Here is a 23,039-nt window from a genome sequence, read left to right on the forward strand (position 1 = left end):
CATGACCCAACCTGTCTCCCCTGAAGCCGTCGACGCCCTGTGGCCCGAGGTCGTGGCCCTGATCATCGAAGCCCTCAACATGGACATCGAACCCGGCGAGGTGAACCCCGACGGCCCGCTGTACGGCGACGGCATGGGGCTCGACTCCATCGACATGCTCGAAATCTCGCTCGTCATTTCCAAACGCTACGGTTTCCAGATGCGTTCGGACAACGAAGACAACGAGAAGATCTTTGCCACGCCGCGCGCCCTGGCGGCCCACATCGCCAGCCAACGCACGCAATGACGCTCCTGCGCAACCTGGGCGCGCTGCTGCTGATGGCGGCCTGGGTGGTCGCGGCGCACGTGGGCAGCGCTGGCTGGGGCAACGCCGACTTCAACACCGCCGTGGCCGTGTTGCCGGTGGTGGCGGCATTGTTCATGGCGCTGTGGCGCGTGCCGCCGTGGGCGGCCCGCGTGGCCGGTGTGCTCGTGGTCCTGGGCTTGCTCGCGTGGCTGTGGCCCCAGCTCAGAAGCAACGTGCCTCTGCTGTATTACCTGCAGCACCTGGGCATCCACGTGGCGCTGGGCGTGTACTTCGGCAAGTCCCTGCTCGGCCCGGGTGAAGCGCTCATCACCCGCATGGCGCGACGCATCTTCAGCCACGAACTCTCCGCGCGCAAGGTGTGCTACACACGCAACGTCACCCTGGCCTGGACGCTCTTCTTCTTCGCCAATGCGCTGGTGTCCACGGTGCTGTTCGTCTTTGCGCCCCCCGCCATCTGGTCAGTGCACGCCAACCTGCTCACCGGCCCCTTGATCGGCCTGATGTTCCTGATCGAACACGTGTGGCGCGTGTGCGTGCTGCCGCCGCACGAGCGCCCCGGCCTGGCCGACATCGTGCGGGCGTACCGCCGCGAATCGGCCGAGCGCTCGGTGCGTGTGACCACCCCTCCCCCCGCATGACGGTCACTTCCGCGCTGATCAGTGATCGCCAGCTCGACGACGTGCTGGCCTGGCGAGCCCAGGGACCGGTGCGGGTGCGCGAATTCCTGGCCGACGCGCACGCGCTGGCAGCGCGGCTGCCGGGTGGCGGCTGGCTGCTCAACCTGTGTGAGGATCGCTACCACTTTGCGGTCGGCTTTGCCGCCGGCCTGCTGGCGGGCAAGGTCAGTCTGCAGCCTTCCTCGCAATCACCCGAAACGCTGCAGCGCCTGGGGGCCGACTACCCAGGCACCTGCTGGCTCAGCGACCAGCCCGATGCGGTGCCTGGCCTGCCGGGTTGCCGTTTTCCCGATCTGGCCGCGCTGCCGCGCGCCGACGTGCAGGAGATGCCGCAGATCGACGACGAGCGACTCGTCGCGATCCTGTTCACCTCCGGCTCCACCGGCCTGCCTCAGCCGCACCGCAAGACCTGGGGCAAGCTGGTGCTCAATGGCCGCGCCGAGGCCGCCGCGCTCGGGTTGCTTCAGCAACCGCAGGCCATCGTGGGCACCGTGCCCATCCAGCACAGTTACGGCTTCGAGTCCACGTTCCTCATCGCATTGCACGGCGGCTGCCAGTTCGCCGCCGGCAAGCCTTTCTATCCACAGGACATCGTGGACGCGCTGCAGGCCATGCCGCGCCCGCGCATGCTGGTGACCACGCCGTTTCACCTCTCCACGCTGCTCGCTTCGGGCCTGCCGGTGCCACCGCTGGACCTGGTGCTTTCGGCCACCGCGCCGCTCAGCCCCGAGCTCGCGCGCCGCACCGAAGATCGTTGCGGCGCGCCGGTGCACGAGATCTACGGTTCCACCGAATCGTCCGCACTGGCCAGCCGGCGCACGCTCGACGGCGCGGCCTGGCAGCCGATGCAGGATGTGTTGCTGGAGCAGGACGGCGACACCACCCATGCCAGCGGGGGTCATGTGGAAGGCCGCGTGCCGCTCGCGGACCTCATCGAGACCCGCGCCGACGGCCGCTTCCTGCTGCACGGCCGCCACGCCGATCTGGTCAACATCGCCGGCAAGCGCACCTCGCTGGCCTACCTCAACCACCAGCTCGGCGCGCTGCCGGGTGTGGTCGATGTTGCCTTTTTTCTGCCCGATGCGCCCGAAGGGGCTGAGGGCGTCGAAGCCGTGACGCGTCTGGTGGCCTTCGTGGTTGCGCCCACGCTGGATGCGCGCACGCTCATGGCGGGCCTGCGCCCGCGGCTGGACGCCATCTTTCTGCCGCGTCCGCTGGTGCTGGTGGACGCCTTGCCGCGCAACAGCACCGGCAAACTCACACGGCAGGCATTGCAGGCGCTCTACGCCGAGCAGGTGGGGCATGGACAGCGCTGAGTTCACGTGGACCGTGCCGGTCGACCACCCTGCCTTCGCTGGCCATTTTCCTGCGCGGCCCATCGTGCCCGGCGTCGTGCTGCTCGACCAGGCCCTGCTGTTCGCGGAGCGCCTGCACGGAGCCGAAACCACCGCGGGCTGGCAGGTCGCGCAGGCCAAGTTCTTCGTGCCGGTCGGGCCGGGGGCCATGTTGCAGTTTGTCCTGCAAGCCACCGCGCGCGGCGGCATCGGCTTTCGCGTGATCTGCGAGGGGCGCGATGTGGCCAGCGGCAACCTGGTGCCGCCCGCGCCATGACCCACGGCCCTACTCCCGAGTGGATGCGCGAGCAGGAGCGCAGCCACCTGGGCGCGCTGCGCCTCATGGTGTGGATCTCGTTGCGCCTGGGCCGCCGTGTCGGGCGTCTGGTGCTGTGTGGCATTGCGCTGTACTTCGTGCTGTTCTCGCCCAAGGCCCGCCGCAATGGCCGCGCCTATCTGGAACGTGCGCTGGGCCGCACGCCCACCTGGGCCGATGGCTACCGCCACGTGTTCAGCTTCGCCAGCACCGTGCACGACCGCGTCTACCTGCTCAACGATCGCTTCGATCTTTTCGACATCCGCATCGTCGGTGGCGAGCTGGTGAGCGAGGCGCTGCGGCATCAGCCCGGCGCATTGCTGATGGGTGCGCACCTGGGCAGCTTCGAGGTGCTGCGCGCCGTGGGGCACACGCATGCCCAGGCGCCGGTGGCCATGCTCATGTACGAAGAGAACGCGCGCAAGATCAACGCCATCCTGCACGCCATCAACCCGGCCGCGCAGCAGGACGTGGTGGCACTGGGCCACCCCGATTCGATGCTCAAGGCGCGCGACCGTCTGGAGGCCGGCTGCCTGGTGGGCATGCTCGCCGACCGATCCCTGGCCAACGACTCCACGGCAGAATGCATGTTCCTCGGTGCCCCCGCGCGCTTTCCGGTGGGACCCTGGCGCATGGCAGCCATGTTGCGCCGGCCGGTGTTCTTCATGGCCGGCCTCTACCTCGGTGGCAACCGTTACGAGCTGCATTTCGAGCCGCTGGCCGATTTCACGACCATCGAACGCGGCGAACGCGAAGCTGCGGTGACAGCAGCCATGCAGGCCTACGCCGACCGGCTCGGCGATTTCTGCCGTCGTGCGCCGTACAACTGGTTCAACTTCTACGATTTCTGGAACCGCTCATGATCCGACGTCTTCTCACCGCCCTTGCACTTCTGGTCTTCACCGGCCTGGCGCAGGCCGCCTTCGACATCGACCAGCTGATGACCGAGCTGGCCCGCAACCCTGGCGGTCAGGCGAAGTTCGTCGAGAAACGCCACCTGGCCCTGCTCGACAAACCGGTGGTGGCCACCGGCGAGATGACCTACACCGCCCCCGACCGGCTGGAGAAACGCACGCTCACGCCCAAGCCAGAGACGATGCTGCTCGACAAGGACACGCTCAGCCTGGAGCGCGACCGCCGCAAGATGTCGATCCAGCTCGGCCAGCGGCCCGAGGTGGCGGCCTTCGTGGAGAGCATCCGCAGCACGCTTTCAGGCAACCGCGCGTCCCTGGAGCGCAGCTACCAGCTTTCGCTCACCGGCAGCCTGGACGCCTGGGTGCTCACGCTGGTGCCCAGTGACGCCCGCATCGCCACGCTGCTCAAGCGCATCACGCTCAGCGGCGTGCGCGAACAGGTGCTGGGCATCGAATACCTGCAGGCCGATGGCGATCGCACGGAGATGAGCATCGAGCCGGTGAAGGCGCCATGACCCGAAGTTTCTGGCAGGCCCTTGTGGTCTGGCTCGGTGCGATGGCGATCGGCGTGGTGTTGCTCCTGAACACGCGCTTCTCCGCCGACGTCTCCTTCTTCCTGCCCTCCAGGCCCACCGCCGAACAGTCGGTGATGGTCGACCAGTTGCGCGAAGGCGCGGTGTCGCGGCTGCTGATGCTGTCGATTGCCGGTGGCGACGCGAAGCAGCGCGCGGATGCCTCGCGCGCACTGCGCGCCTCGCTGGCTGGGAACGAGGCCTTTGCCACGGTGCAGAACGGTGAGTCCGAAGCGCTGGACACGGCGCGCGATTTCCTGCTCGATCACCGCTACCTGCTCAGCAGTGCGGTCACGCCGGAACACTTCAGCGTGGAAGGCCTGCGCAGCGCCGTGAACAACAGCATCGACCTGCTCAGTTCCTCGGCCGGTCTGCTGTTCAAGCCTTTCCTCGCGCGCGACCCCACGGGCGAACTGGTGGAACTGGTCTCGGGCCTGGGCGCGGGTGTGCAACCCAACGAAAGGGAGGGCGTGTGGGCCTCGCGCGATGGCGAGCGCGCCATGCTGATCCTGCAGACCCATGCGCTGGGCTCCGATACCGACGGCCAGGCTGCCGCCATCGATCTGATCCGCGAACGTTTCGCAGAAGCCACCCGCCAGAGTGGCCTGGAGGCGCTGACGCTGGAGATGTCCGGGCCGGGTCTGTTCGCGGTGCGCGCGCGCGCCACCATCCAGGAAGAGGTCGCACGGCTGTCGCTCATGAGTTCGGTGATCCTCGCGATCCTGCTCGGTTTCGTCTACCGCCGCGCTCGCCTGATGCTGCTCACGCTGGTGCCGGTGCTCAGCGGCACGCTCGCGGCCATCGTCACGGTCGGCCTGGTGCACGGCACGGTGTTCGGCATCACGGTGGGCTTCGGCGCCGCGCTCATTGGTGAGGCGGTGGACTACGCCATCTATTACTTCGTGCAGTCCGGCCGCATGGGCATGAGCTCCTGGCGAGAACAGTACTGGCCCACCATCCGCCTGGGCGTGCTCACGTCGCTGCTGGGCTTTGGCGCGCTGCTGTTCTCGGGCTTTCCAGGCCTGGCCCAGCTCGGCCTGTACGCCATCAGCGGCGTGCTCACGGCCGCCCTGGTGACGCGCTACCTGTTGCCCCACCTGGCGGGTCCTGGCGTGCACCTGAACGACGGCGCACGCCAGGGACGCGTGTTGCGCCCGCTGGTGGAACGCGCGGGCACACTCCGCTGGCCCTTGCTGGCGGTGGTGCTGGTGGCCGGGGCGTACCTGGTGCAGAACCGCAACGAACTCTGGTACCCCAACCTGTCGGCGCTCTCCACGGTGACGCAGGCCGAAGGCGAACTCGATGCCCGGCTGCGCGGCGACCTCGGCGCGCCCGATGCGCGCTACATGGCGGTGATCACCGCGCCCGATCGCGAAAGCGCCTTGCAGGCGGCCGAGCGCGCGGGGGCGCCCCTGCGGCGGCTGGTGGAGGACGGGCACATCGGTGGCTTTGACACACCGGCGCGCTTCCTGCCCAGCGAGGCCATGCAGAACGCGCGCCGCGCCAGCCTGCCGACACTCGAAGAGCTCGATGCGCGCCTGCGCACCGCGCTGGTCGATGCGCCGATTCCGGCCGATCGCCTCCAGCCGTTCCTGGACGACGTGCGGGCCGCGCGCGCCTCGGCCAACCTCACGCGGCAGGACCTCGACGGCACCGGCCTCGGGCTGGCGGTGGATGCCTTGCTGCTGCAGCGTGCGCAAGGCTGGAGCGTGTTGCTGCCGCTGCGCCCGGCACCCGACAAGGACATCCCGGTCGAGGAAGTGCGCGCGGCGCTGGCGGGCAGCGGCGCGCTGTTCGTCGATCTCAAAGGCGAGTTCGACACGCTCTACGGCGACTACATCGATGAAGCCATCGTGTTGTCGCTGGCGGGTTTTGCCGCCATCGTCGTCGTGCTCGCCTTCGTGCTGCGCAGCCCCGCGCGTTTGCTGGGGGTGATGCTGCCGCTGGTGATGGCGGTGATGGTGGTGGTGGCCGGCCTGCATGTCAGCGGCGTTCGCCTGCATCTGCTGCACCTGGTGGGCCTGCTGCTCACCGTGGCCGTGGGTTCCAACTACACGCTGTTCTTCGACCGCCTCGCGCTGGGTGAAACGCTGGACGACGAGACCCTGCTGTCCATCGGCGTGGCCAGTTTCACCACCGCCATCGGTTTCGGCGTGCTGGCATGGTCCTCGGTGCCGGTGCTGCACGCCCTGGGCATCACGGTGGGGCCGGGCGCCGTGCTAGCCTTGATTCTCTCGGCGGCTTTTGCCGTCAGAAAGCCCGCGCCGTGACCTCCCTGCGCACCGTGGGCACCGCCGGCTCGGCGCCGCACCTCATGGTGATGCTGCCCGGTGTGGCCATGCAACCGGAGGCGATCTTCGAGGCCGGCTTCGCCCGTGCCATCGAGCAGCGCGGGCTACCGCTGGATCTGCTCTGCGTGGACATTGGTGGCGTGGGGCTCGATGCCATGGACCGATGGGATGCGTTGCAGAACGAGATCATCGATCCGGCCCGCTCGCGCGCAGCGCAGGTCTGGCTGGGTGGCATCTCTCTGGGTGGGCTACTGGCCATGGCGCATGTGGCCGCGCGCCCGGGCGTGGTCGCCGGCCTGTGTCTGCTGGCACCCTACGCCGGCAGCCGTCCGAGCACCAATGTGATCGAGCGTGCCGGTGGCCCCGACCGCTGGCGACCCAGCGCAGAAGACCTGCAGGATCCCGAGCTGCGCGTGTGGCAGTGGCTGCAGCGCCCACCGGCCGATCTGCTGGTGTTCATCGGCCATGGCCGCGAGGACCGCTTTGCCGGACGCATCCAGCAAGTGGCCGAACGTTTCCCACCGGCCTCGCGCCACACCGTCGGTGGCGGGCACGACTGGTCCGCCTGGCTGCCACTGTGGGAACGCTTCCTCGACGCTGGACACATCGCCTGACATGACGACCCGGTGGACGCCCTCCCCCTTCCTGCGTGCCAGCGCCGCCGCGCACGGCGTGGCCGCGCTGGGCACGGTGCTGGTGCCCGCCGCCTGGCCGTGGGCCCTGGGTGCGCTGGTGGCCAACCACGCGCTGCTCGCCGGTGCCGGCCTCTGGCCGAGCTCGCGCCTGCTCGGCCCCAACCTGATCCGCCTGCCCGAGGCCGCCGCGCAGCGGCGCGAGATCGCACTCACCATCGACGACGGCCCCGACCCTGAGGTCACACCGCGCGTGCTCGACCTGCTCGACGCGGCGAATGCGAAGGCCAGCTTCTTCTGTATCGGCCATCTCGCGCAGCGGCATCCTGCGTTGTGCCGCGAGATCGTGCAGCGCGGCCACCGCGTGGAAAACCACGGCCATGCGCACAGCAACGCTTTCTCGCTTTTCGGCCCGGCCCGCATGCGGCGCGACATTGCGCTGGCGCAGGCCACGCTCACCGGCATCACCGGCCAGGCGCCGCGTTTCTTCCGCGCCACTGCGGGTCTGCGCAATCCCTTCCTCGATCCGGTGCTGCACGGCCTGGGCCTGACGCTGGCCACCTGGACGCGCCGCGCCTACGACACCCGCACCGGCGACGCCGAGCGCGTGTTCCAGCGCCTGACCGCTCGCCTCGATGCGGGCGACATCGTGCTGATGCACGACGGCCACGGCGCCCGAACGCCCGATGGTGAGCCGGTAATCCTCGCGGTGCTGCCGCGCCTGCTGCGCCGCATCGCCGAGCGCGATCTGCATCCCGTCACCCTGGCCGATTCCGTTCCATGAACCGACCCTTCCTCAAACTCCTGGTGGCCGAGGCCAGCCAGACCTTTCGTCCCAGCGGGCACTTTGCGCATCACTACGCACGCGGCAAGCTCGGCCATGACAACATCTTTCACGAAATGTTGCGCCGGGGCCTGCTGCCCGAGGGAGGCCACTACCTCGATCTGGGCTGTGGCCAGGGCAGTCTGTTTGCCTGGCTGCTCGCGGCGCGCCGGCTGCACGACCAGGGGCACTGGCCCGCCGGCTGGGCACCGCCCCCGCAGCCACGCCGGTTGCGCGGGGTGGAGCTGATGCAGAAGGACGTGGAGCGGGCGGCGCGCGCCTTCGGCCCGCAGCACCCGGTGGTGTGCGTGGAGCAGGGCGACATGAATGCGGTGGACTTTGGCCGTCCCGATGCGGTTCTGATCCTGGACGCCTTGCACTACTTCAGCCACGTGCAGCAGCGCGAGGTGCTCTCGCGCATCCGGCAGGCCCTGCCTGCGGGCGGCGTGTTCCTCACCCGCATCGGCGACGCCAGCGCCGGTCTGCCCCACCGCATCTGCAACGGCGTCGACCGCCTGGTGACCTACGCCCGAGGACACCGCCTGCCCACGCTGTACTGCCGCACGCTGGCCGACTGGGTGGCCGAACTCGAGCGCCTGGGCTTCGTGGTGGAAACCCAACCCATGAGCGGGCGCAAGCCCTTTGCCAATGTGATGCTGGTTTGTCGGGTTCCGCACCGAACGGCGCGCGTTCACCTGCCACCATCTGAGACAATGCGCGACCCTGTTTTTCGTCTGCCCTCGTGAAGCCCCTGCTGCTGTCCGCCTGCACCGTCACCACCTGCCTGGGTGTGGGGTTGAACGCGCACCGCGAGGCCCTGCGCGAGAACCGCAGCGGCCTCGCGCCCTGCGCCTTCGAAACCGTGGACCTGCCGACCTGGGTGGGCGAAGTGGCCGGTGTGGACGATGTCGTGCTGCCCGAGGCGCTGGCCGCCTACGACTGCCGCAACCACCGCCTGGCAATGCTCGCGCTGCAGGCCGATGGTTTCGACGAGCGGATGCGCGAGGCCGTGGCGCGCCATGGCGCGAGCCGCGTCGGCGTGTTCATGGGCACCAGCACCTCCGGCATCCTGCAGACCGAACTCGCCTACCGCCGGCGCGACCCCTCCACCGGTGCGCTGCCCGCCGACTTCGGCTACGCCACCACGCACAACCCTTACGCGCTGGCTGAGTTCCTGCGCCAGCACCTGGGCATCACCGGCCAGTCGACCGCCATTTCCACCGCCTGCTCGTCAAGTGCGAAGGTCTTTGCCGCCGCTGCACGCCAGATCGAACTGGGGACCATCGACGCGGCGCTGGTCGGCGGCGTGGACTCCCTTTGCCTGACCACGATGTACGGCTTTGCCTCGCTGGAACTCACGTCTCGCGAACCCTGCCGCCCGTGCGACGCCGGGCGCAACGGGATCTCCATCGGCGAGGGCGCGGCTTACGCCCTGCTGGAGCGCGCGGGATCCGCTGGCGCTGCCGCCGATACGCTCTGGCTGCTGGGCGCGGGCGAGTCCAGTGATGCGCACCACATGTCGGCTCCGCACCCTGAAGGCCTGGGCGCGCGCCTGGCGATGCAGGCCGCGTTGCGATCGGCGGGCCTCGGGGCCAGCGACATTGACTACGTCAACCTGCACGGCACCGCCACGCCCGCCAACGACGTGTCCGAAGGCAAGGCCGTGGCCGCCGTGTTTGGCGAGGGCGTGATCTGTTCCTCCACCAAGGGCGCCACCGGCCACACGTTGGGTGCGGCCGGCGCGGTGGAATCCGTGCTGTGCGCGCTTGCGCTGAGCGAGCAGTTCTTGCCCGGCAGTCCCGGCACGCGCGAGCTCGATCCCGCCATTCCGCTTCGCTACCAGTTGCGCGGCGCCCCTGCAACGCTGCGCCATGTGCTGACCAACTCGTTTGGTTTCGGCGGCAGCAATTGCAGCCTGGTGTTGGGCGCGGGAGACTTCCAGTGATCACGCCCCTCACCGCCTGGATCAACGGCATCGGCCTGATCGCACCTGGCCTGCCCGACTGGCCGAGCGCGCGCGCGGTGCTGCGCGGCGAAGCGCCCTGGGTAACGGCGCCCTCGGTGCTGCCGGTGCCGGCGCTCCTGCCGCCGGCCGAGCGCCGCCGCGCCAGCCGCGTCATCAAGCTCGCACTGGGCCTGGGCCTGGAGGCCGCCGCAGGTGACGACGTGGCCCGCCTGGCCACGGTGTTCACCGCGTCGGGGTCCGATGGACACAACTGCCATGCGATCTGCGAACAACTGGCCACCGAAGACCGCCACATCTCGCCCACGCGTTTCCACAACTCGGTGCACAACGCGCCCGCCGGCTACTGGGGCATCGCCACGAAATCCATGGCGCCCTGCCAGGTGCTGTGCGCCTACGACGGCAGCTTCGGCGCCGGCCTGCTCGACGCGCTGGGCCAAGTGGTTCTCGACCAACAGTCGACCCTGCTGATGGCCTACGACAGCGAGTACCCCGAGCCCTTGCACGGCGTGCGCCCGCTGCCCGATTGCGCCGGTGTGGGCCTGCTGCTCGAGCCCGTGGCCACGCCGCGCTCGCTGGCCCGCCTCACCGCATGGACCACCGACGCCAGCGCCACGCCCTGGCAGCACGCGACACTGGAGCCGTTGCGCGCGAGCGTGCCCGCACTGCGGGGCCTGCCGATGCTGGAGCGTCTCGCACGCGCCGAGTGGGGCGAGGCCTGTCTGGACTATCTGCCCGGCCTGCAGCTGGCGGTGCGGATCGAGGCCGCATGAACCGCGACTGGATCGCCGCCCACATTCCCCACCAGGGCGACATGTGCCTGCTGGACGCCGTGAGCGAATGGTCGGCCGACCACATCGAGTGCCGGGCGACCGGCCACACCGACCCGGCGCATCCGCTGCGGGCGGCGGGGCGCCTGGGCGCGGCGAGCGGCATCGAGTACGCGGCGCAGGCCATGGCCGTTCATGGCGCACTCGTGGCAGGCGCCGAGGACGCGCCGCGCCAGGGTTACCTCACCAGCGTGCGCGGTGTCGGCCTGCATGTGGAGCGGCTCGACGATCTGGAAGGCCCGCTCTGCGTGCGCGCCGAACGCCTCTCGGGCGACAGCAACCAGGTGCTCTACCGCTTCAGCCTGCACCATGGCGAGCGCTGCCTGCTCGCAGGCCGCGCGGCGGTGGTGCTGGACGCCGAACAACTTGAACCGGGGGCACACCCATGAAAAAAAGGGCGCTGGTCACTGGCGGCAGCGGCGGTATCGGCGCGGCCATCTGCCAGCGCCTGGCGGTTGACGGCCACCACGTCATCGTGCACGCCCACCGCGCGCTCGACAAGGCCGAGGCCACCGCCGAAGCCATTCGTGCGAGCGGAGGCAGCGCCGAGGCGGTGGCGTTTGATGTGACCGATCGCTCAGCCTGTGCGAGCGCGCTGGCCGCGCTCACCGAGGCCGGCGCGATCCAGGTCCTGGTGAACAACGCGGGCGTGCACGACGACGCGGTGTTCCCCGGCATGAGCGGCGAACAATGGGACCGCGTGGTGGACGTCTCGCTCAACGGTTTCTACAACGTGACGCAGCCGCTCACGATGCCCATGATCCGCACGCGCTGGGGCCGCATCGTCAGCATCTCCTCGGTGACGGCGATCATGGGCAACCGGGGTCAGGTGAACTACGCAGCGGCCAAGGGTGCGCTGCATTCGGCGAGCAAGGCGCTCGCGCTCGAACTTGCCAGCCGGGGCATCACCGTCAACGCGGTGGCGCCCGGCATCATCGAGACCGACATGATCGAAGGGGCCTTTGATGCCGAGACCATCAAGCGGCTGGTGCCCATGCAGCGCGCGGGCCGCGCCGATGAGGTCGCGGAGCTGGTGGCGTTTCTGGTGTCCGACAAAGCCGCCTACGTGAGCGGCCAGGTCATTTCCATCAACGGAGCGATGGCCTGACGACAGCGGGCTTTGTGCCGCGCAGCTTCGGCGCCACCATCGGCACGGTCAGCATGGTGCTGGCCACGGCCATGAGCAGCAGGGCGGTGAAGGTCTCGTTCGTGATGATGTGCTTGTCCAGCAGCACGTTGGCGAAGATGATCATGATCAGGGCCTTGGTCTGCAGCAGCCAGCCGATGATGGAGGCTTCCCCGGCGGGCCATCTCAGCCATCGCCCGGCGGCGTGCACACCCAGCAGTTTGCCGCCGACCGAGGCCACCAGCAGCAGCGCTGCCGCGCCGAACACCGCCACGCCGCCCACGCCCCATTCGGTGCGCAGGCCGGTGGAGAGGAAGAACACCGGCATCATCACCAGCAGCACATGGTGGCGCAGCTGGTCGAGCTTGTCCTGGTCGAACCATTCGGCGTCCATCACCACCCCGGCCAGGAAGGCCCCCACCATGTAGTGCAGGCCGCACCAGTCGGCACCGAAGGCGCACACGGCGAGCCAGATCAGGGCGATGTACCAGCGGTCGCCTTCGGGCAGCCAGCGCATCAGGCGGCGGAAAACCCAGGCGAGGCTGGCGAACGCGAGCACGAAGACCACCTGCCTGCCCACGCGCTGCCAGTCCATGAGGATCAGTGCCAGCACCCCCCAGATGGCGATGTCGTCCAGGCTGGCGTAGCGCAGGATGCGCTGGCCCAGCGGCTGGCGCAGCACCTGCAGCTTTTCCATGAGCAGGATCAGGATGGGCAGCGCGGTGACCGCGCAGGCCATACCCACGCCCAGCACGAATTGCCACGGCCTCGCCGAAGCGCCGATCCAGCCAGCCTGGCCCAGCAGCAGCACCGCGGCAAGACACCCCGCCAGCATGGGCGCGCCAAGGGCCAGCCCGGCGGTGATGCCGCTGTCGCGCCGCTGCTTCCACGCCTGCCGCAGATCCAGCTCCACGCCGGCGATCATCACGAACAGCATCACCGCCCACCAGGCGATGCCGTTGAGCGACTGGGTCACCACCGGGTTGAACACGAAGGCGTGGTATTCGGGGAACGCCTTGCCCAGCACGCCGGGACCGAGCAGGATGCCGGTGACGATCTGCACCACCACCAGCGGTGCCCAATAGTCGGTGCGCGCCACACGCCAGATCAGCCACGGCACGGTGAAGATGATCGCCATGGCGATCAGGTAGATCTCGGTGGTGTTCATGTCGCTCAGCCGAACAGGCGCCGGCACAGCAGCAGCGGCAGGCGCAGCACGAATCCGGCAAACAGGCGGGTGTGCATCCAGCTCAGCAGCAGGTTGTCGCGCAGGTAGTTGAAGTGCGACACGCCGCCTTCCTGCGGCGTGAAGTAGCGCACCGGCGCGTCCACATTGATCGGCCGCACGCCGGCCCAGCACAACCGCACCACCGCCTCGGGGTCGAAATCGAAGCGGCGCATGAAACGGGTGCTGTGCATCACGCGCATCAGTGGTGCGATGGGGTAGACGCGAAACCCATAGAGCGAATCGCCGATGCCCATGCCCAGCGTCTCCAGGTTGGCCCAGGCGTTGGACACCTTGCGACCGTTCACGCGCAGTGCGGGCGCTTCCGGTCCAAACACCGGTTTGCCCAGCACCATGGCATCCGGCGAGGCCTGCGAGGTGGCCATGAAGTGGGGAATCAGCGTCTCTGGGTGCTGGCCGTCGGAGTCCATGGTCAGCGCGTGGGTGAAGCCCGCTTGCGCCGCCCGTGTGATGCCTTCGAGCACCGCGGAGCCCTTGCCACGGTTCTTCGGCAGCACCAGCACGCGCAGGCCGGGGTCCGTGGCGGCTTCTTCGCGCAGCCAGTCGGCGGAGCCGTCGGTGCTGCCGTCGACCACCACCCACACCGGCGTCCATTGCGCGCGGGCAGCGCGCACCGTCTCCAGCACCTTGCGGCCTGGGTTGTAGCTGGGGATGAGGACCAGGTGCGAGGTGCTGTGCTTCGGCGTCATGGTGTCGTGGGTCTGGCGAGTTCGGCGCGCAGGTGCGCCTCCAGCTCGGTGGTGAAAGCACGGGGATCGCGCGGGGGCTCGAATCGCTGGGCGAGGCGGATGCGGCCGGCCAGCGGCAGGCGCGGTGCTCGCTGCAACGGCCAGCCTTTGCCCAGGTAGGGGCTGGAGAACTCGATGATCAGCGTCTGCACCGGCACACCCGCGCGCGAGGCGATCAGGGCGGCCGTGCGCGACAGCGGGTTGACCGGGTTGGCCGGGTAGCCCGGAGTGCGCGTGCCCTCAGGAAAGATCACCACCTGGGCCCCTTGCCGCAAGGCCTCGCGGCAGCGCAGCACCACGTGCAGCGGCGGTTCGTTGCGCACGTAACCGGCCATGCGCGCAGGCGCACCGAACAAGGGGTTGTCCATCACTTCGGCCTTCATCACGCAGACCACATTGGGCAGGCGCGAGGTGATCAGCACGGCGTCCAGCAACGAGGGGTGGTTGGCGACGATGACCATCGGGCCCTGGTCGCGCAGCGCGTCGATGGCCTCGATGTCGAATCGGCAGGCGCAGAGCAGGCGCAAGAGGCCAATGTAGAGCCGAAAGCCGTGCATGACCACCCGGCGTCCCAGCCGTTGGCCCAGCCGTTGCGGCAGCACCGGGCGCAGCGCGAACGCCAATGGCAACCAGGCCAGGCAGAGCAGTGCCAGTGCGCAGAACCCCAGCACCATCGCGAGGTGTTCGTACACGCCCCACGGCAGGGATGTGGACCGCAGGCGCGCGCTCATCGGGACGGCAGTGGCCGGCGGGTGGTCACGCTCACGACGGGTGCGCCAGCGCGGCGTCGTCGGCCGGGCGGACGTTGTGGCGGCGCCGACGCCAGGCCGCGAAGGCGCGTCGGGGTTGCAGCACGTTGGCGCCGTAATAAAGCGCCTTGAACATCAGCAGCGAGCGCCAGATCGGCGTGCGGCCGAAGATGTCGCCGGCCAGCATGGACAGCAGCGCTTCCTTGACGCGGAAGATGTTGCTGGGCCCCATGAAGAAATCGCGCATCACCGGGTTGGTCACACGGTAGATGAACCACGAGAACTCTTTCGGGCCGTGGCGCATCTGGCGGTCGAAGCGCTTGAGCGCGGCGCGCGCGCGCGCAGGTTCGCGCAGGCAGGTGTGAATGGTCTGCGCGCCGAGTTCACCGCCGCTCATGGCCAGCCACACGCCCGACGAGAACACCGGGTCGATGAAGGTGAAGGCGTCGCCCAGCATCAGGTAGTTGTCGCCGTGGTTGTGCCGCGCCGAGTACGAGAAGTTGCCGGTGGCCTCCACCGGGGTGAGCAGCTCGGCATCCTTCAGTCGCTCGGCCAGGCCGGCGCAGGTGGCCACGTTGTCCATCATGAACTGCTGCAGGCTGCGCCCGCCGCGCGTCTTCATGTGGTACGGCCAGGTCACCATGCCCACGCTGGTGGCGCCACCCGTGAGAGGGATGAACCAGAACCAGCCGTGGTCGAACCAGAACACGGTGATGTTGCCCTCGGACTCGCCCTCGTTGCGCCGCGCGTTGCCAAAGTGGCCGTAGATGGCGGCGCTGTTGTGGCTCGGGTTGCGGTCCTTGATCTTGAAGCGCGAGGCCAGAAAGGTGTCTCTTCCGGAAGCATCGACCAGGAATTTCGCATCCCACACCGTGGTGCGGCCGTCGTCGTGCGTGGCGCTCACGCGCACCGTGCGGTCGGGCAGGAATTCGACCGACTTCGCCTGACAGCCCTCGTGGACCTGCACGCCTTCGCGTGCGGCGTTGCGGATCAGGATCTCGTCGAACTCCGCGCGCTTGACCTGGTAGGCCGCGGGCATGGACTTGTCCCAGGCCTCGGCGAACAGGAAGGTCTGCGAATGTTCGTGGTGGGGTGAAACGAACTCGGCCCCCGGCTTGTGTTGGCCGATGGCGCGCACTTCGTCGGCCACGCCCAGGCGTTCGAGCAAGGGCAGGTTGGCCGGCAGCAGCGATTCGCCAATGTGGAAGCGAGGGTGATGGGCCTTCTCGAGCAGCACGACGCGGTGGCCCAGGCGGGCCAGCAAAGGCGAAACGGTGGAGCCGGCCGGCCCCCCGCCGATCACGAGAACGTCGCAGGCCTGACGTTCGGGTCCCTGTGGGTCTTGGTTCATGAGGACACACCGCAGGAGCCGTGTCGAACAGGCCTGTGGTGCCGGGGCAGTGGACGGTCGGAAATTGTACCGGCCGTCAGTCAAACGTTGTAACAGAGTGCCACGGCGTGGCCCTCATCAGGGCGTGGCGTCGCGCCGGCTGGCCAGTGCGGCCAGCACACCCAGACCGATGAAAGCCCCACCGGTGAGGTAGCGTCCCGCGCGGCGCAGGCCACCCAGGCGTCCCAGCCGGGGGGCGATCCACCCGGCCGCCAGCGCGTAAGCCGTGTCGCTGAGCGCCGCGATCACCACGAAGAGGGCGCCCAGGGCCACGCTCTGGCCGATCACCGACGCCTGCGGCGCCATGAACTGCGGCAGAAAGGCGGCAAAGAAGAGCGCGGTCTTGGGGTTGAGCAGCGCCACCAGGAAACCGTCGCGAAAGATGCGGCGCAGGCTTTGTGGTGACGGTAACGCATCACCCGGTGCGGCTTCGGGTGTGCGGATCGCCTGGATGCCCAGGTACACGAGGTAGGCCGCGCCCGCGATCTTGACGACCGTGAAGGCCAGCGACGACACCGCAAACAGCGCGGCCAGGCCGAGCGCCGCGCCCACCGCGTTGCCGAAGTTGCCCAGCGCCACGCCCGCCACGGAAGCCATGCCATGGCGCCGTCCCTGCGAAAGGCTGCGAGCCAGGATGTAGAACACGCCGGGCCCGGGCGTGACCGCCAGCACCAGGCTGGCGAGCATGAAGGCCGAGAGCAGCGGCCAGGGGGGCAGGAGGTCGGACATGGGGCAGGGCTTCGTCGCGGTTTTGCGACTGTACCTGCCCCGGCCCAAGGCGGACTCAGAACAGACTGGACAGCAGCCAGAGCGCGGTGCCCCACATCATCAGGGCGACGAGGCCATCGAGTGCGCGCCACACCTTCAACGAATTGAGTCGGCGGCCGAGCCAGAAGGCGGCTGTGCCGAGCACCAGGAACCACACCAGCGAACCGGTGGCTGCGCCCAGGCCGAACACCTTGCTGCCCTGGCCGTAGGCCAGCGAGGCGGTGCCGATCAGCACGGCGGTATCGAGCCAGGCGTGGGGGTTGAGCCAGGAGAAGGCCAGCGCAGAGAGCACCGCCTGGCGGCGCGAGACCGGTTCGGCCACAACCGGGGCCGAGGCGTTCTCCAGCGCCACGTGGCGCGGATGCAGGAAGCGCTGGAAGGCCTGCCAGCCATACACCGCCAGGAACAGCATGCCCGCGCCGATCAGCGCGCCATGCAGCTTGTCCGAAAGGCCGCCGAGCTGCGCCAGGCCGAGCACGCCCAGGCCGATGAGCACCACGTCGGCCAGCGCGCAGACCAGCACGGTGAGCCACAGGTGCTGGCGCTGCAGGCCTACACGCAGCACGTGGGCGTTCTGGGGGCCGATGGCCATGATCAGCGACATGCTGAGCACCATGCCGGCGGTGAAGGTGGGAAAAGCGAGGGCCATGACGAACTCCAGATGAATGGATCGCAGTGTGGCCTGGATTGCATACAAATTAAACCAAGTTAACTTAAACTCTAATCAATTCAAAATAAATTGAGTGATTCATGCTGGACGCCCGCCAACTGGAAGCCCTGGCCGCCGTGGTCGAACACGGCGGCTTCGGCCCGGCCGCGCAGGCCCTGTCACTCACGCTGGCCGCCGTGTCGCTGCGCATCAAATCGCTGGAAGACACGCTGGGCCAGCGCCTGCTGGTGCGCGGCAAGCAGGTGCGTGCCACGCCAGCCGGGCAGGCCTTGCTGGGCCATGTGAAGCAGGTGCGCTTGATGGAAGCGGATCTGCTCGATGGCCTGCAGGGCGGTATGGCGGGAGAGAGCGGGCAAGGCGGCGTGCGGTGGCAGAGCCTGTCGGTGGCGATCAACGCCGACTCGGTGGCGAGCTGGTTCCTGCCCGGCGTGGCGCCGCTGCTGCGGCGCCACCACCTGGTGCTGGAAATCGTGATCGACGATCAGGACCACACGCACGACGCGCTCAAGAGCGGCGACGTGATGGGTTGTGTGACCACGCTTTCCAGTGCCATGCGTGGCTGCGTGGCCGAGCCGCTGGGCGTGATGCGCTACCTCTGCGTGGGTGCGCCCGACCTGGTGCGGCGCTGCCGCACGCCACGCGGAGCCGTGTCGCCGCACAAGCTGCTGGCGCAGCCGGCGGTGATCTTCAACCGCAAGGACGCGCTGCAGGACGCCTTCCTGGAACAGCACTTCGGCCTGCGCCAGCCCCATTACCCGCGCCATTTCGCGCCCGCGGTGGAAGCTTTCGAGACCGCTCTCGAACTCGGTCTGGGCTGGGGCATGGTGCCCGAGCAGCACCTCGCTAAGCGCCCGGGCCTCGAAGAGATCCTGCCCGGGGCGGCGGTGGACGTGGTGCTGTACTGGCAGCACTGGGCGCACGAATCGATTTCGGCCCAGCGGCTCACCGCGGCGGTGAAGACCGCGGCGCGCGAGCACCTGCGGCCCCCCGCCTAAAATCCCATCCTTATGCTCAAGATCAAACAGGAATTGCTCGACGGCCTGGCCGCCGAGCTGGAAACGCTGTCTCCCGGCGCAGGCGCCAGGGCAGCGTTCGAATCGCCCAAGGTGGCCGCGCACGGCGATTTCGCCAGCACCGCCGCCATGCAACTGGCCAAGCCGCTCAAGCTGAATCCGCGCCAGCTCGGCGAGAACCTGCGCGCGGCGCTGCTGGCGCAGCCTGTTTACCAGCGCTGGGTGTCCGATATCGACCTGGCCGGCCCGGGCTTCCTCAACATCCGCCTCAAGCCCGAAGCCAAGCAGCAGATCGTGCGCGAGGTGCTGGGCGCTGGCTCCGGGTTCGGTGTGCAGCCGTCCAACGGGCAGAAGCTCATGGTCGAGTTCGTCTCGGCCAACCCCACCGGTCCGCTGCACGTGGGCCACGGCCGCCAGGCCGCGCTGGGCGATGCCATCTGCAGCCTGTACCAGACACAGGGCTGGCAGGTGCACCGCGAGTTCTATTACAACGACGCGGGCGTGCAGATCGGCACGCTGGCCACCTCCACGCAGTGGCGCGCCAAGGGCGTCAAGCCCGGCGACGCCGAATGGCCCGAAGCGGCCTACAACGGCGAGTACATCCAGGACATCGCCAACGATTTCCTGGCGAAGAAGACCGTGAAGTCCGACGACCGCGAGTTCACCGCCAGCGGCGACGTGAACGATCTGGACGGCATGCGCCAGTTCGCCGTGGCCTACCTGCGCCACGAACAAGACCTCGACCTGCAGGCCTTCGCGGTCAAATTCGATCACTACTACCTGGAGTCGAGTCTGTACACGAGTGGGCGCGTGGCGGCCACGGTGCAGAAACTCATCGACGCCGGCAAGACCTACGAGCAGGACGGCGCGCTGTGGCTGAAGTCCACCGACTACGGCGACGACAAGGACCGCGTGATGCGCAAGTCCGACGGTTCGTTCACCTACTTTGTGCCCGATGTGGCCTACCACATCGCCAAGTGGGAGCGCGGCTTCACCAAGGTCATCAACATCCAGGGCACCGACCACCACGGCACGATTGCGCGCGTGCGCGCCGGCCTCCAGGCCGCTGGCGTGGGCATTCCGCAGGGGTACCCCGACTACGTGCTGCACACCATGGTGCGGGTGGTGCGCGGGGGTGAAGAGGTGAAGATCAGCAAGCGTGCGGGCAGCTACGTGACGCTGCGCGACCTGATCGAGTGGACCAGCAAGGACGCGGTGCGCTTCTTCCTGCTCAGCCGCAAGCCCGACACCGAATACACCTTCGACGTGGACCTGGCAGTGCAGAAGAACAACGATAACCCGGTGTATTACGTGCAGTACGCGCACGCGCGCATCTGCTCGGTGCTGGCCTCGTGGGGTGGCGACGTGGCCACGCTCAAGGACGCCGACCTGGCCGCGCTCGACAGCGCGCCCGCGCAGGCCCTCATGCTGTTGCTGGCGAAGTACCCGGCCATGCTGGCCGACGCCGCGCGCGACTTCGCGCCGCACGACGTCACTTTCTACCTGCGCGAGCTCGCGGCCAGTTACCACAGCTACTACGACGCCGAGCGCATCCTGGTCGACGACGAGGCGGTGAAAAACGCGCGGCTGGCGCTGGTCGCCGCCACGGCGCAGGTGTTGCACAATGGTCTGGCTGTGCTGGGCGTCGGTGCCCCGCAGAAGATGTGATGGTGAAACCTGCAATGAAAAAGAAATCCCCTCAGGCGCGCAGCACCCTCGGCGGCACGCTCATCGGCTTCGTGGTGGGTCTGCTCGTGGGGCTGGGTGTGGCGCTGGCCGTGGCGGTGTACGTCACCCGCGTGCCGATTCCCTTCGTGGACCGGGGCGTCTCGCGCAACTCCGATCTCGACGCGCTGGAGGCCGAGCGCAACAAGGGCTGGAATCCGAACAGCACACTGAGCCGCAACCCGCCTGCGGCCGGTGCACCGGCTGTTCCACCACCCGCTGCGGCCGTCCCGCCCGCAGGGCAGGCCGGCGCCATCGTGGTGCCCCCGGCCGATGGCCGCCCCCTGCCCGCGCCTGCTGCCGATCCGCTGGGCGATCTGGCGCAATCCCGCATGGGCCAGGCCACGCCCGCCGCCGCAGCTTCCGCTCCCCTGCCAGCGGGTGCCGATCCGTTCACCTACTTCGTGCAGGCCGGTGCTTTCCGCTCGCAAGACGACGCCGAAGCGCAGCGCGCCAAGCTGGCCATGCTCGGCATCGACGCCGCCATCACCGAGCGTGAACAGTCTGGCCGCACGGTCTACCGCGTGCGCGTGGGTCCGTTCACCCAGAAGGCGATGGCCGATCTCACCCAGGAGCAGCTCCAGGTCAATGGCGTTGAAGCGGCGCTGGTCCGGGTTCAGCGCTGAAGGAACTTTTGGCGGCGCGGCCGGCCCAACCGGGCCTGCCCACAGGGTGTATCAAGGAGTCTGATTTCATGCAACGTCGCGTCTTTTCCCGGTCCCTTCTGGCTGGCTCCGCGCTGGGCGCCGTCGGCGGCCTGACGCTCAACCCGGCCATGGCACAGCGCATCGGCCCCAAGGAAGGCGTGGATTTCGTCCGCCTGCCGCGACAAGCCCCCGTGCAGAGCACCGCCGGCCAGGTGGAAGTGGTGGAGTTCTTCGCCTACAGCTGCATCCATTGCCACAACTTCGAGCCGATCTTCGACGCCTGGATCAAGAAGCAGCCCGCCCATGTGGTGGTGCGCCGCACGCCTGTGGCGTTCAGTCCCGCCTTCGTGCCCATGCAGCGCCTGTACTACTCGCTGGAGTCCATGAACCTGGTGGAGAAGCTGCACGCCAAGGTGTTCGCCGCCATCCATGAAGAGCGCCTGCCATTGACCACGCCAGCGGCCATCGTCGACTGGGTGGCCAGGCAGGGCGTGGACCGTGCCCGCTTCACCGAGACATTCAACAGCGGGCCCACCGGTGAAAAAGCCGCCCGTGCCGCCAAGCTGCAGGACGAGTACGGCGTGGAGGGCACGCCCGCCCTGGGTGTGGCCGGGCGTTACTACATCAGCGGGCAGGGGCCTCGCACGCTGGTGGTGGCGGATGCGCTGATAGCGGAAGCGAGGAAAGGGTAGGCACCCCCGCCGCGCTTTGCGCGACCCCCTCTAGGGGGCGACACCTGAGGCCCGGCAAAGCCGGTTCCTCGGTGTCTCTCGATCAGGCTGCTCGCTCGGCCTGACAACATTTGCACGGAATGCCGGATCGCTTGCACAAAGCGGTTTCGCAAGCCATCTGGCGGTGTCTGCGCCGCTACAATGAATGCAAGTTTCGTGCCCTCATATCCCCATGCCTGCATTCCCTCACTTGTTTCGAGTTGTTTCTTTCGCCGCCTGCCTCACGGCAGGGCTTGGGTGGAGTGGTGCGGTGCTGGCTGAAAAGGCCGACCGCAACCAGCCGCTCAATGCCGAGGCCGATTCGCTTCGCTACGACGACGCGCGCCAGGTCAGCGTGTTCACCGGCAATGTGGTCATCACCAAGGGCACGATCCTGATCCGGGGGGCGGTTGTGGAGGTGCGGCAGGACCCCCAGGGCAACCAGTTCGGCACGGTCACCGCTGGCCCTGCCGCGCCGGCATTTTTCCGGCAGAAGCGCGATGGTGTGGACGAATTCATCGAGGGCACCGGCCAGCGCATCGAGTACGACAGCCGGGCCGACACCGTGCGTTTCATCGGCAACGCGGTCATGAAACGTTTCAAGGGCACGCAGCTCAGCGACGAGACCACCGGCAGCGTGATCGTCTACAACAACACCACGGACGTGTTCACGGTGGATGGCGGCAGCGCCAACCGCACCGCCTCCAACCCCACCGGGCGCGTGCGGGCCATGCTTTCACCGGTGCCCAAGGAAGCGGCGCCGGGTTCGGCCCCTCCCCCCGCGCCCACACCGCCGGCCACGCTGCGGCCCAGTCCCCAGATCGAAGAGGGCCGTCAGTGACGGCGATGCCCAGCAGTCCCGCCGTCAGTCGGCTGGAGGCGCGTGGCCTGCAGAAGGCCTATGGCAGCCGCAAGGTGGTCAAGGACGTTTCGCTGGCCGTCTTCAAGGGTGAAGTGGTGGGCTTGCTCGGTCCCAACGGAGCGGGCAAGACAACGTCTTTCTATATGTTGGTCGGCCTGCTGCGCTCGGACGCCGGGCAGATCCTGCTTGATGGCCGGGCCATCGAAGACCTGCCGATCCACCGCCGCGCCCGCCTGGGGCTGGGCTATCTGCCCCAGGAAGCCTCGATCTTCCGCAAGCTCAGCGTGGCCGAAAACGTGCGCGCCGTGCTGGAACTGCAGGTGGATGAAAAGGGCAAGGCCCTGAGCAGCGATGCGGTGGAGAGCCGGCTCGACGGGCTGCTGCAGGACCTGCACGTGGAGCACCTGCGCGATTCCCCCGCACCTGCGCTCTCCGGCGGCGAACGCCGCCGCGTCGAAATCGCCCGTGCACTGGCCACCGACCCGCGCTTCATCCTGCTGGACGAGCCCTTTGCCGGCATCGACCCCATTGCCGTGATCGAGATCCAGCGCATCATCGGTTTTCTCAAGTCGCGCGGCATTGGCGTGCTCATCACCGACCACAACGTGCGCGAGACGCTGGGCATCTGCGACCGCGCGTACATCATCAACGACGGCCACGTGCTCACCAGCGGCACACCGTCCGAAATCGTCGAGAACGCCGACGTCCGCCGGGTGTACCTCGGCGAACACTTTCGAATGTAAGCC

The 23,039-nt window shown here is 68.4% G+C and carries 24 protein-coding genes and 1 pseudogene; 19 read left to right on the top strand and 6 right to left on the bottom strand.

Translation table 11 applies throughout. The features are described 5' to 3' along the window. Position 1 precedes the first annotated feature (1 nt). From ACTIF6_RS14540 to fabG, 13 genes and pseudogenes are all read left to right on the top strand, one after another. The gene (locus tag ACTIF6_RS14540) at positions 2 to 286 is read left to right on the top strand and encodes a phosphopantetheine-binding protein (RefSeq protein ID WP_439588635.1); all 285 of its coding nucleotides are present in this window, start codon (positions 2 to 4) and stop codon (positions 284 to 286) included. Beyond that, entirely contained in the window at positions 283 to 945 is a 663-nt protein-coding gene (locus ACTIF6_RS14545) for a hypothetical protein (protein WP_439588636.1), read from the top strand. Before ACTIF6_RS14540 ends, ACTIF6_RS14545 begins: the two co-directional genes overlap by 4 nt. After that, positions 942 to 2,595, top strand: a pseudogene (locus ACTIF6_RS14550) (AMP-binding protein). Before ACTIF6_RS14545 ends, ACTIF6_RS14550 begins: the two are co-directional and overlap by 4 nt. Continuing rightward, the gene (locus ACTIF6_RS14555; RefSeq protein WP_439588637.1) at positions 2,592 to 3,497 is read left to right on the top strand and encodes an LpxL/LpxP family acyltransferase; all 906 of its coding nucleotides are present in this window, start codon (positions 2,592 to 2,594) and stop codon (positions 3,495 to 3,497) included. The pseudogene ACTIF6_RS14550 and the gene ACTIF6_RS14555 overlap by 4 nt, the downstream one beginning before the upstream one ends. Next, positions 3,494 to 4,063 carry a LolA-related protein gene (locus ACTIF6_RS14560; RefSeq protein ID WP_439588638.1) on the top strand — a complete coding sequence of 190 codons (570 nt, stop codon included), beginning with the start codon at positions 3,494 to 3,496 and terminating at the stop codon, positions 4,061 to 4,063. The genes ACTIF6_RS14555 and ACTIF6_RS14560 overlap by 4 nt, the downstream gene beginning before the upstream one ends. Beyond that, on the top strand, positions 4,060 to 6,390 hold the full coding sequence (locus tag ACTIF6_RS14565; RefSeq protein WP_439588639.1) for an MMPL family transporter: 2,331 nt from the start codon (positions 4,060 to 4,062) through the stop codon (positions 6,388 to 6,390). The genes ACTIF6_RS14560 and ACTIF6_RS14565 overlap by 4 nt, the downstream gene beginning before the upstream one ends. Beyond that, entirely contained in the window at positions 6,387 to 7,025 is a 639-nt protein-coding gene (locus ACTIF6_RS14570; RefSeq protein WP_439588640.1) for a hypothetical protein, read from the top strand. Before ACTIF6_RS14565 ends, ACTIF6_RS14570 begins: the two co-directional genes overlap by 4 nt. A gap of 1 nt (position 7,026) precedes the next feature. Further along, a complete protein-coding gene (locus ACTIF6_RS14575; protein WP_439588641.1) occupies positions 7,027 to 7,827 on the top strand; it encodes a polysaccharide deacetylase family protein in 801 nt (266 codons plus the stop codon). Beyond that, the gene (locus ACTIF6_RS14580) at positions 7,824 to 8,612 is read left to right on the top strand and encodes a class I SAM-dependent methyltransferase (protein WP_439588642.1); all 789 of its coding nucleotides are present in this window, start codon (positions 7,824 to 7,826) and stop codon (positions 8,610 to 8,612) included. The genes ACTIF6_RS14575 and ACTIF6_RS14580 overlap by 4 nt, the downstream gene beginning before the upstream one ends. Then, positions 8,609 to 9,811, top strand: a complete 1,203-nt coding sequence (locus ACTIF6_RS14585; RefSeq protein ID WP_439588643.1) for a beta-ketoacyl-[acyl-carrier-protein] synthase family protein — start codon at positions 8,609 to 8,611, stop codon at positions 9,809 to 9,811. The genes ACTIF6_RS14580 and ACTIF6_RS14585 overlap by 4 nt, the downstream gene beginning before the upstream one ends. Beyond that, positions 9,811 to 10,602, top strand: a complete 792-nt coding sequence (locus tag ACTIF6_RS14590) for a beta-ketoacyl synthase chain length factor (protein ID WP_439588745.1) — start codon at positions 9,811 to 9,813, stop codon at positions 10,600 to 10,602. Before ACTIF6_RS14585 ends, ACTIF6_RS14590 begins: the two co-directional genes overlap by 1 nt. Beyond that, a complete protein-coding gene (locus tag ACTIF6_RS14595) occupies positions 10,599 to 11,048 on the top strand; it encodes a hotdog family protein (RefSeq protein ID WP_439588644.1) in 450 nt (149 codons plus the stop codon). The genes ACTIF6_RS14590 and ACTIF6_RS14595 overlap by 4 nt, the downstream gene beginning before the upstream one ends. Further along, positions 11,045 to 11,767, top strand: a complete 723-nt coding sequence (fabG, locus tag ACTIF6_RS14600; RefSeq protein WP_439588645.1) for a 3-oxoacyl-ACP reductase FabG — start codon at positions 11,045 to 11,047, stop codon at positions 11,765 to 11,767. Before ACTIF6_RS14595 ends, fabG begins: the two co-directional genes overlap by 4 nt. Here fabG and ACTIF6_RS14605 read toward each other — a convergent pair. From ACTIF6_RS14605 to ACTIF6_RS14630, 6 genes are all read right to left on the bottom strand, one after another. Further along, complete coding sequence (locus ACTIF6_RS14605) at positions 11,748 to 12,953, bottom strand: cation:proton antiporter (protein WP_439588646.1); 1,206 nt, start codon at positions 12,951 to 12,953, stop codon at positions 11,748 to 11,750. The genes fabG and ACTIF6_RS14605 overlap by 20 nt on opposite strands. Positions 12,954 to 12,958: 5 nt before the next feature. Next, the gene (locus tag ACTIF6_RS14610) at positions 12,959 to 13,720 is read right to left on the bottom strand and encodes a glycosyltransferase family 2 protein (RefSeq protein WP_439588647.1); all 762 of its coding nucleotides are present in this window, start codon (positions 13,718 to 13,720) and stop codon (positions 12,959 to 12,961) included. After that, positions 13,717 to 14,490: a lysophospholipid acyltransferase family protein gene (locus ACTIF6_RS14615; protein WP_439588648.1), complete on the bottom strand. Its 774-nt coding sequence runs from the start codon at positions 14,488 to 14,490 to the stop codon at positions 13,717 to 13,719. The genes ACTIF6_RS14610 and ACTIF6_RS14615 overlap by 4 nt, the downstream gene beginning before the upstream one ends. Positions 14,491 to 14,521: 31 nt before the next feature. Then, positions 14,522 to 15,859: an NAD(P)/FAD-dependent oxidoreductase gene (locus ACTIF6_RS14620; RefSeq protein ID WP_439588649.1), complete on the bottom strand. Its 1,338-nt coding sequence runs from the start codon at positions 15,857 to 15,859 to the stop codon at positions 14,522 to 14,524. Between the two features lie 117 nt (positions 15,860 to 15,976). After that, complete coding sequence (locus ACTIF6_RS14625; RefSeq protein WP_439588650.1) at positions 15,977 to 16,627, bottom strand: LysE family translocator; 651 nt, start codon at positions 16,625 to 16,627, stop codon at positions 15,977 to 15,979. A 55-nt stretch (positions 16,628 to 16,682) separates the two neighbouring features. Beyond that, on the bottom strand, positions 16,683 to 17,315 hold the full coding sequence (locus tag ACTIF6_RS14630; protein ID WP_439588651.1) for a LysE/ArgO family amino acid transporter: 633 nt from the start codon (positions 17,313 to 17,315) through the stop codon (positions 16,683 to 16,685). 101 nt (positions 17,316 to 17,416) lie between these two features. On the opposite strand from ACTIF6_RS14630, the gene ACTIF6_RS14635 reads away from it, so the two are divergent. The 6 genes from ACTIF6_RS14635 to lptB all read left to right on the top strand — a co-directional run bounded on the left by ACTIF6_RS14635 (position 17,417) and on the right by lptB (position 23,036). Beyond that, on the top strand, positions 17,417 to 18,331 hold the full coding sequence (locus ACTIF6_RS14635) for an HTH-type transcriptional regulator ArgP (RefSeq protein WP_439588652.1): 915 nt from the start codon (positions 17,417 to 17,419) through the stop codon (positions 18,329 to 18,331). A 12-nt stretch (positions 18,332 to 18,343) separates the two neighbouring features. Next, positions 18,344 to 20,017 carry an arginine--tRNA ligase gene (gene argS / locus ACTIF6_RS14640; protein WP_439588653.1) on the top strand — a complete coding sequence of 558 codons (1,674 nt, stop codon included), beginning with the start codon at positions 18,344 to 18,346 and terminating at the stop codon, positions 20,015 to 20,017. Positions 20,018 to 20,031: 14 nt separating this feature from the next. Further along, on the top strand, positions 20,032 to 20,700 hold the full coding sequence (locus ACTIF6_RS14645; RefSeq protein WP_439588654.1) for an SPOR domain-containing protein: 669 nt from the start codon (positions 20,032 to 20,034) through the stop codon (positions 20,698 to 20,700). A gap of 68 nt (positions 20,701 to 20,768) precedes the next feature. Then, entirely contained in the window at positions 20,769 to 21,413 is a 645-nt protein-coding gene (locus ACTIF6_RS14650; RefSeq protein ID WP_439588655.1) for a thiol:disulfide interchange protein DsbA/DsbL, read from the top strand. A gap of 211 nt (positions 21,414 to 21,624) precedes the next feature. Further along, positions 21,625 to 22,272, top strand: a complete 648-nt coding sequence (gene lptA / locus ACTIF6_RS14655; protein ID WP_439588656.1) for a lipopolysaccharide transport periplasmic protein LptA — start codon at positions 21,625 to 21,627, stop codon at positions 22,270 to 22,272. Positions 22,273 to 22,277: 5 nt separating this feature from the next. Continuing rightward, positions 22,278 to 23,036 carry an LPS export ABC transporter ATP-binding protein gene (gene lptB, locus ACTIF6_RS14660; RefSeq protein ID WP_439588657.1) on the top strand — a complete coding sequence of 253 codons (759 nt, stop codon included), beginning with the start codon at positions 22,278 to 22,280 and terminating at the stop codon, positions 23,034 to 23,036. Positions 23,037 to 23,039 lie beyond the last annotated feature (3 nt).

Source organism: Hydrogenophaga sp. (genome assembly GCF_051860785.1).
Classification (GTDB): domain Bacteria; phylum Pseudomonadota; class Gammaproteobacteria; order Burkholderiales; family Burkholderiaceae_C; genus Hydrogenophaga.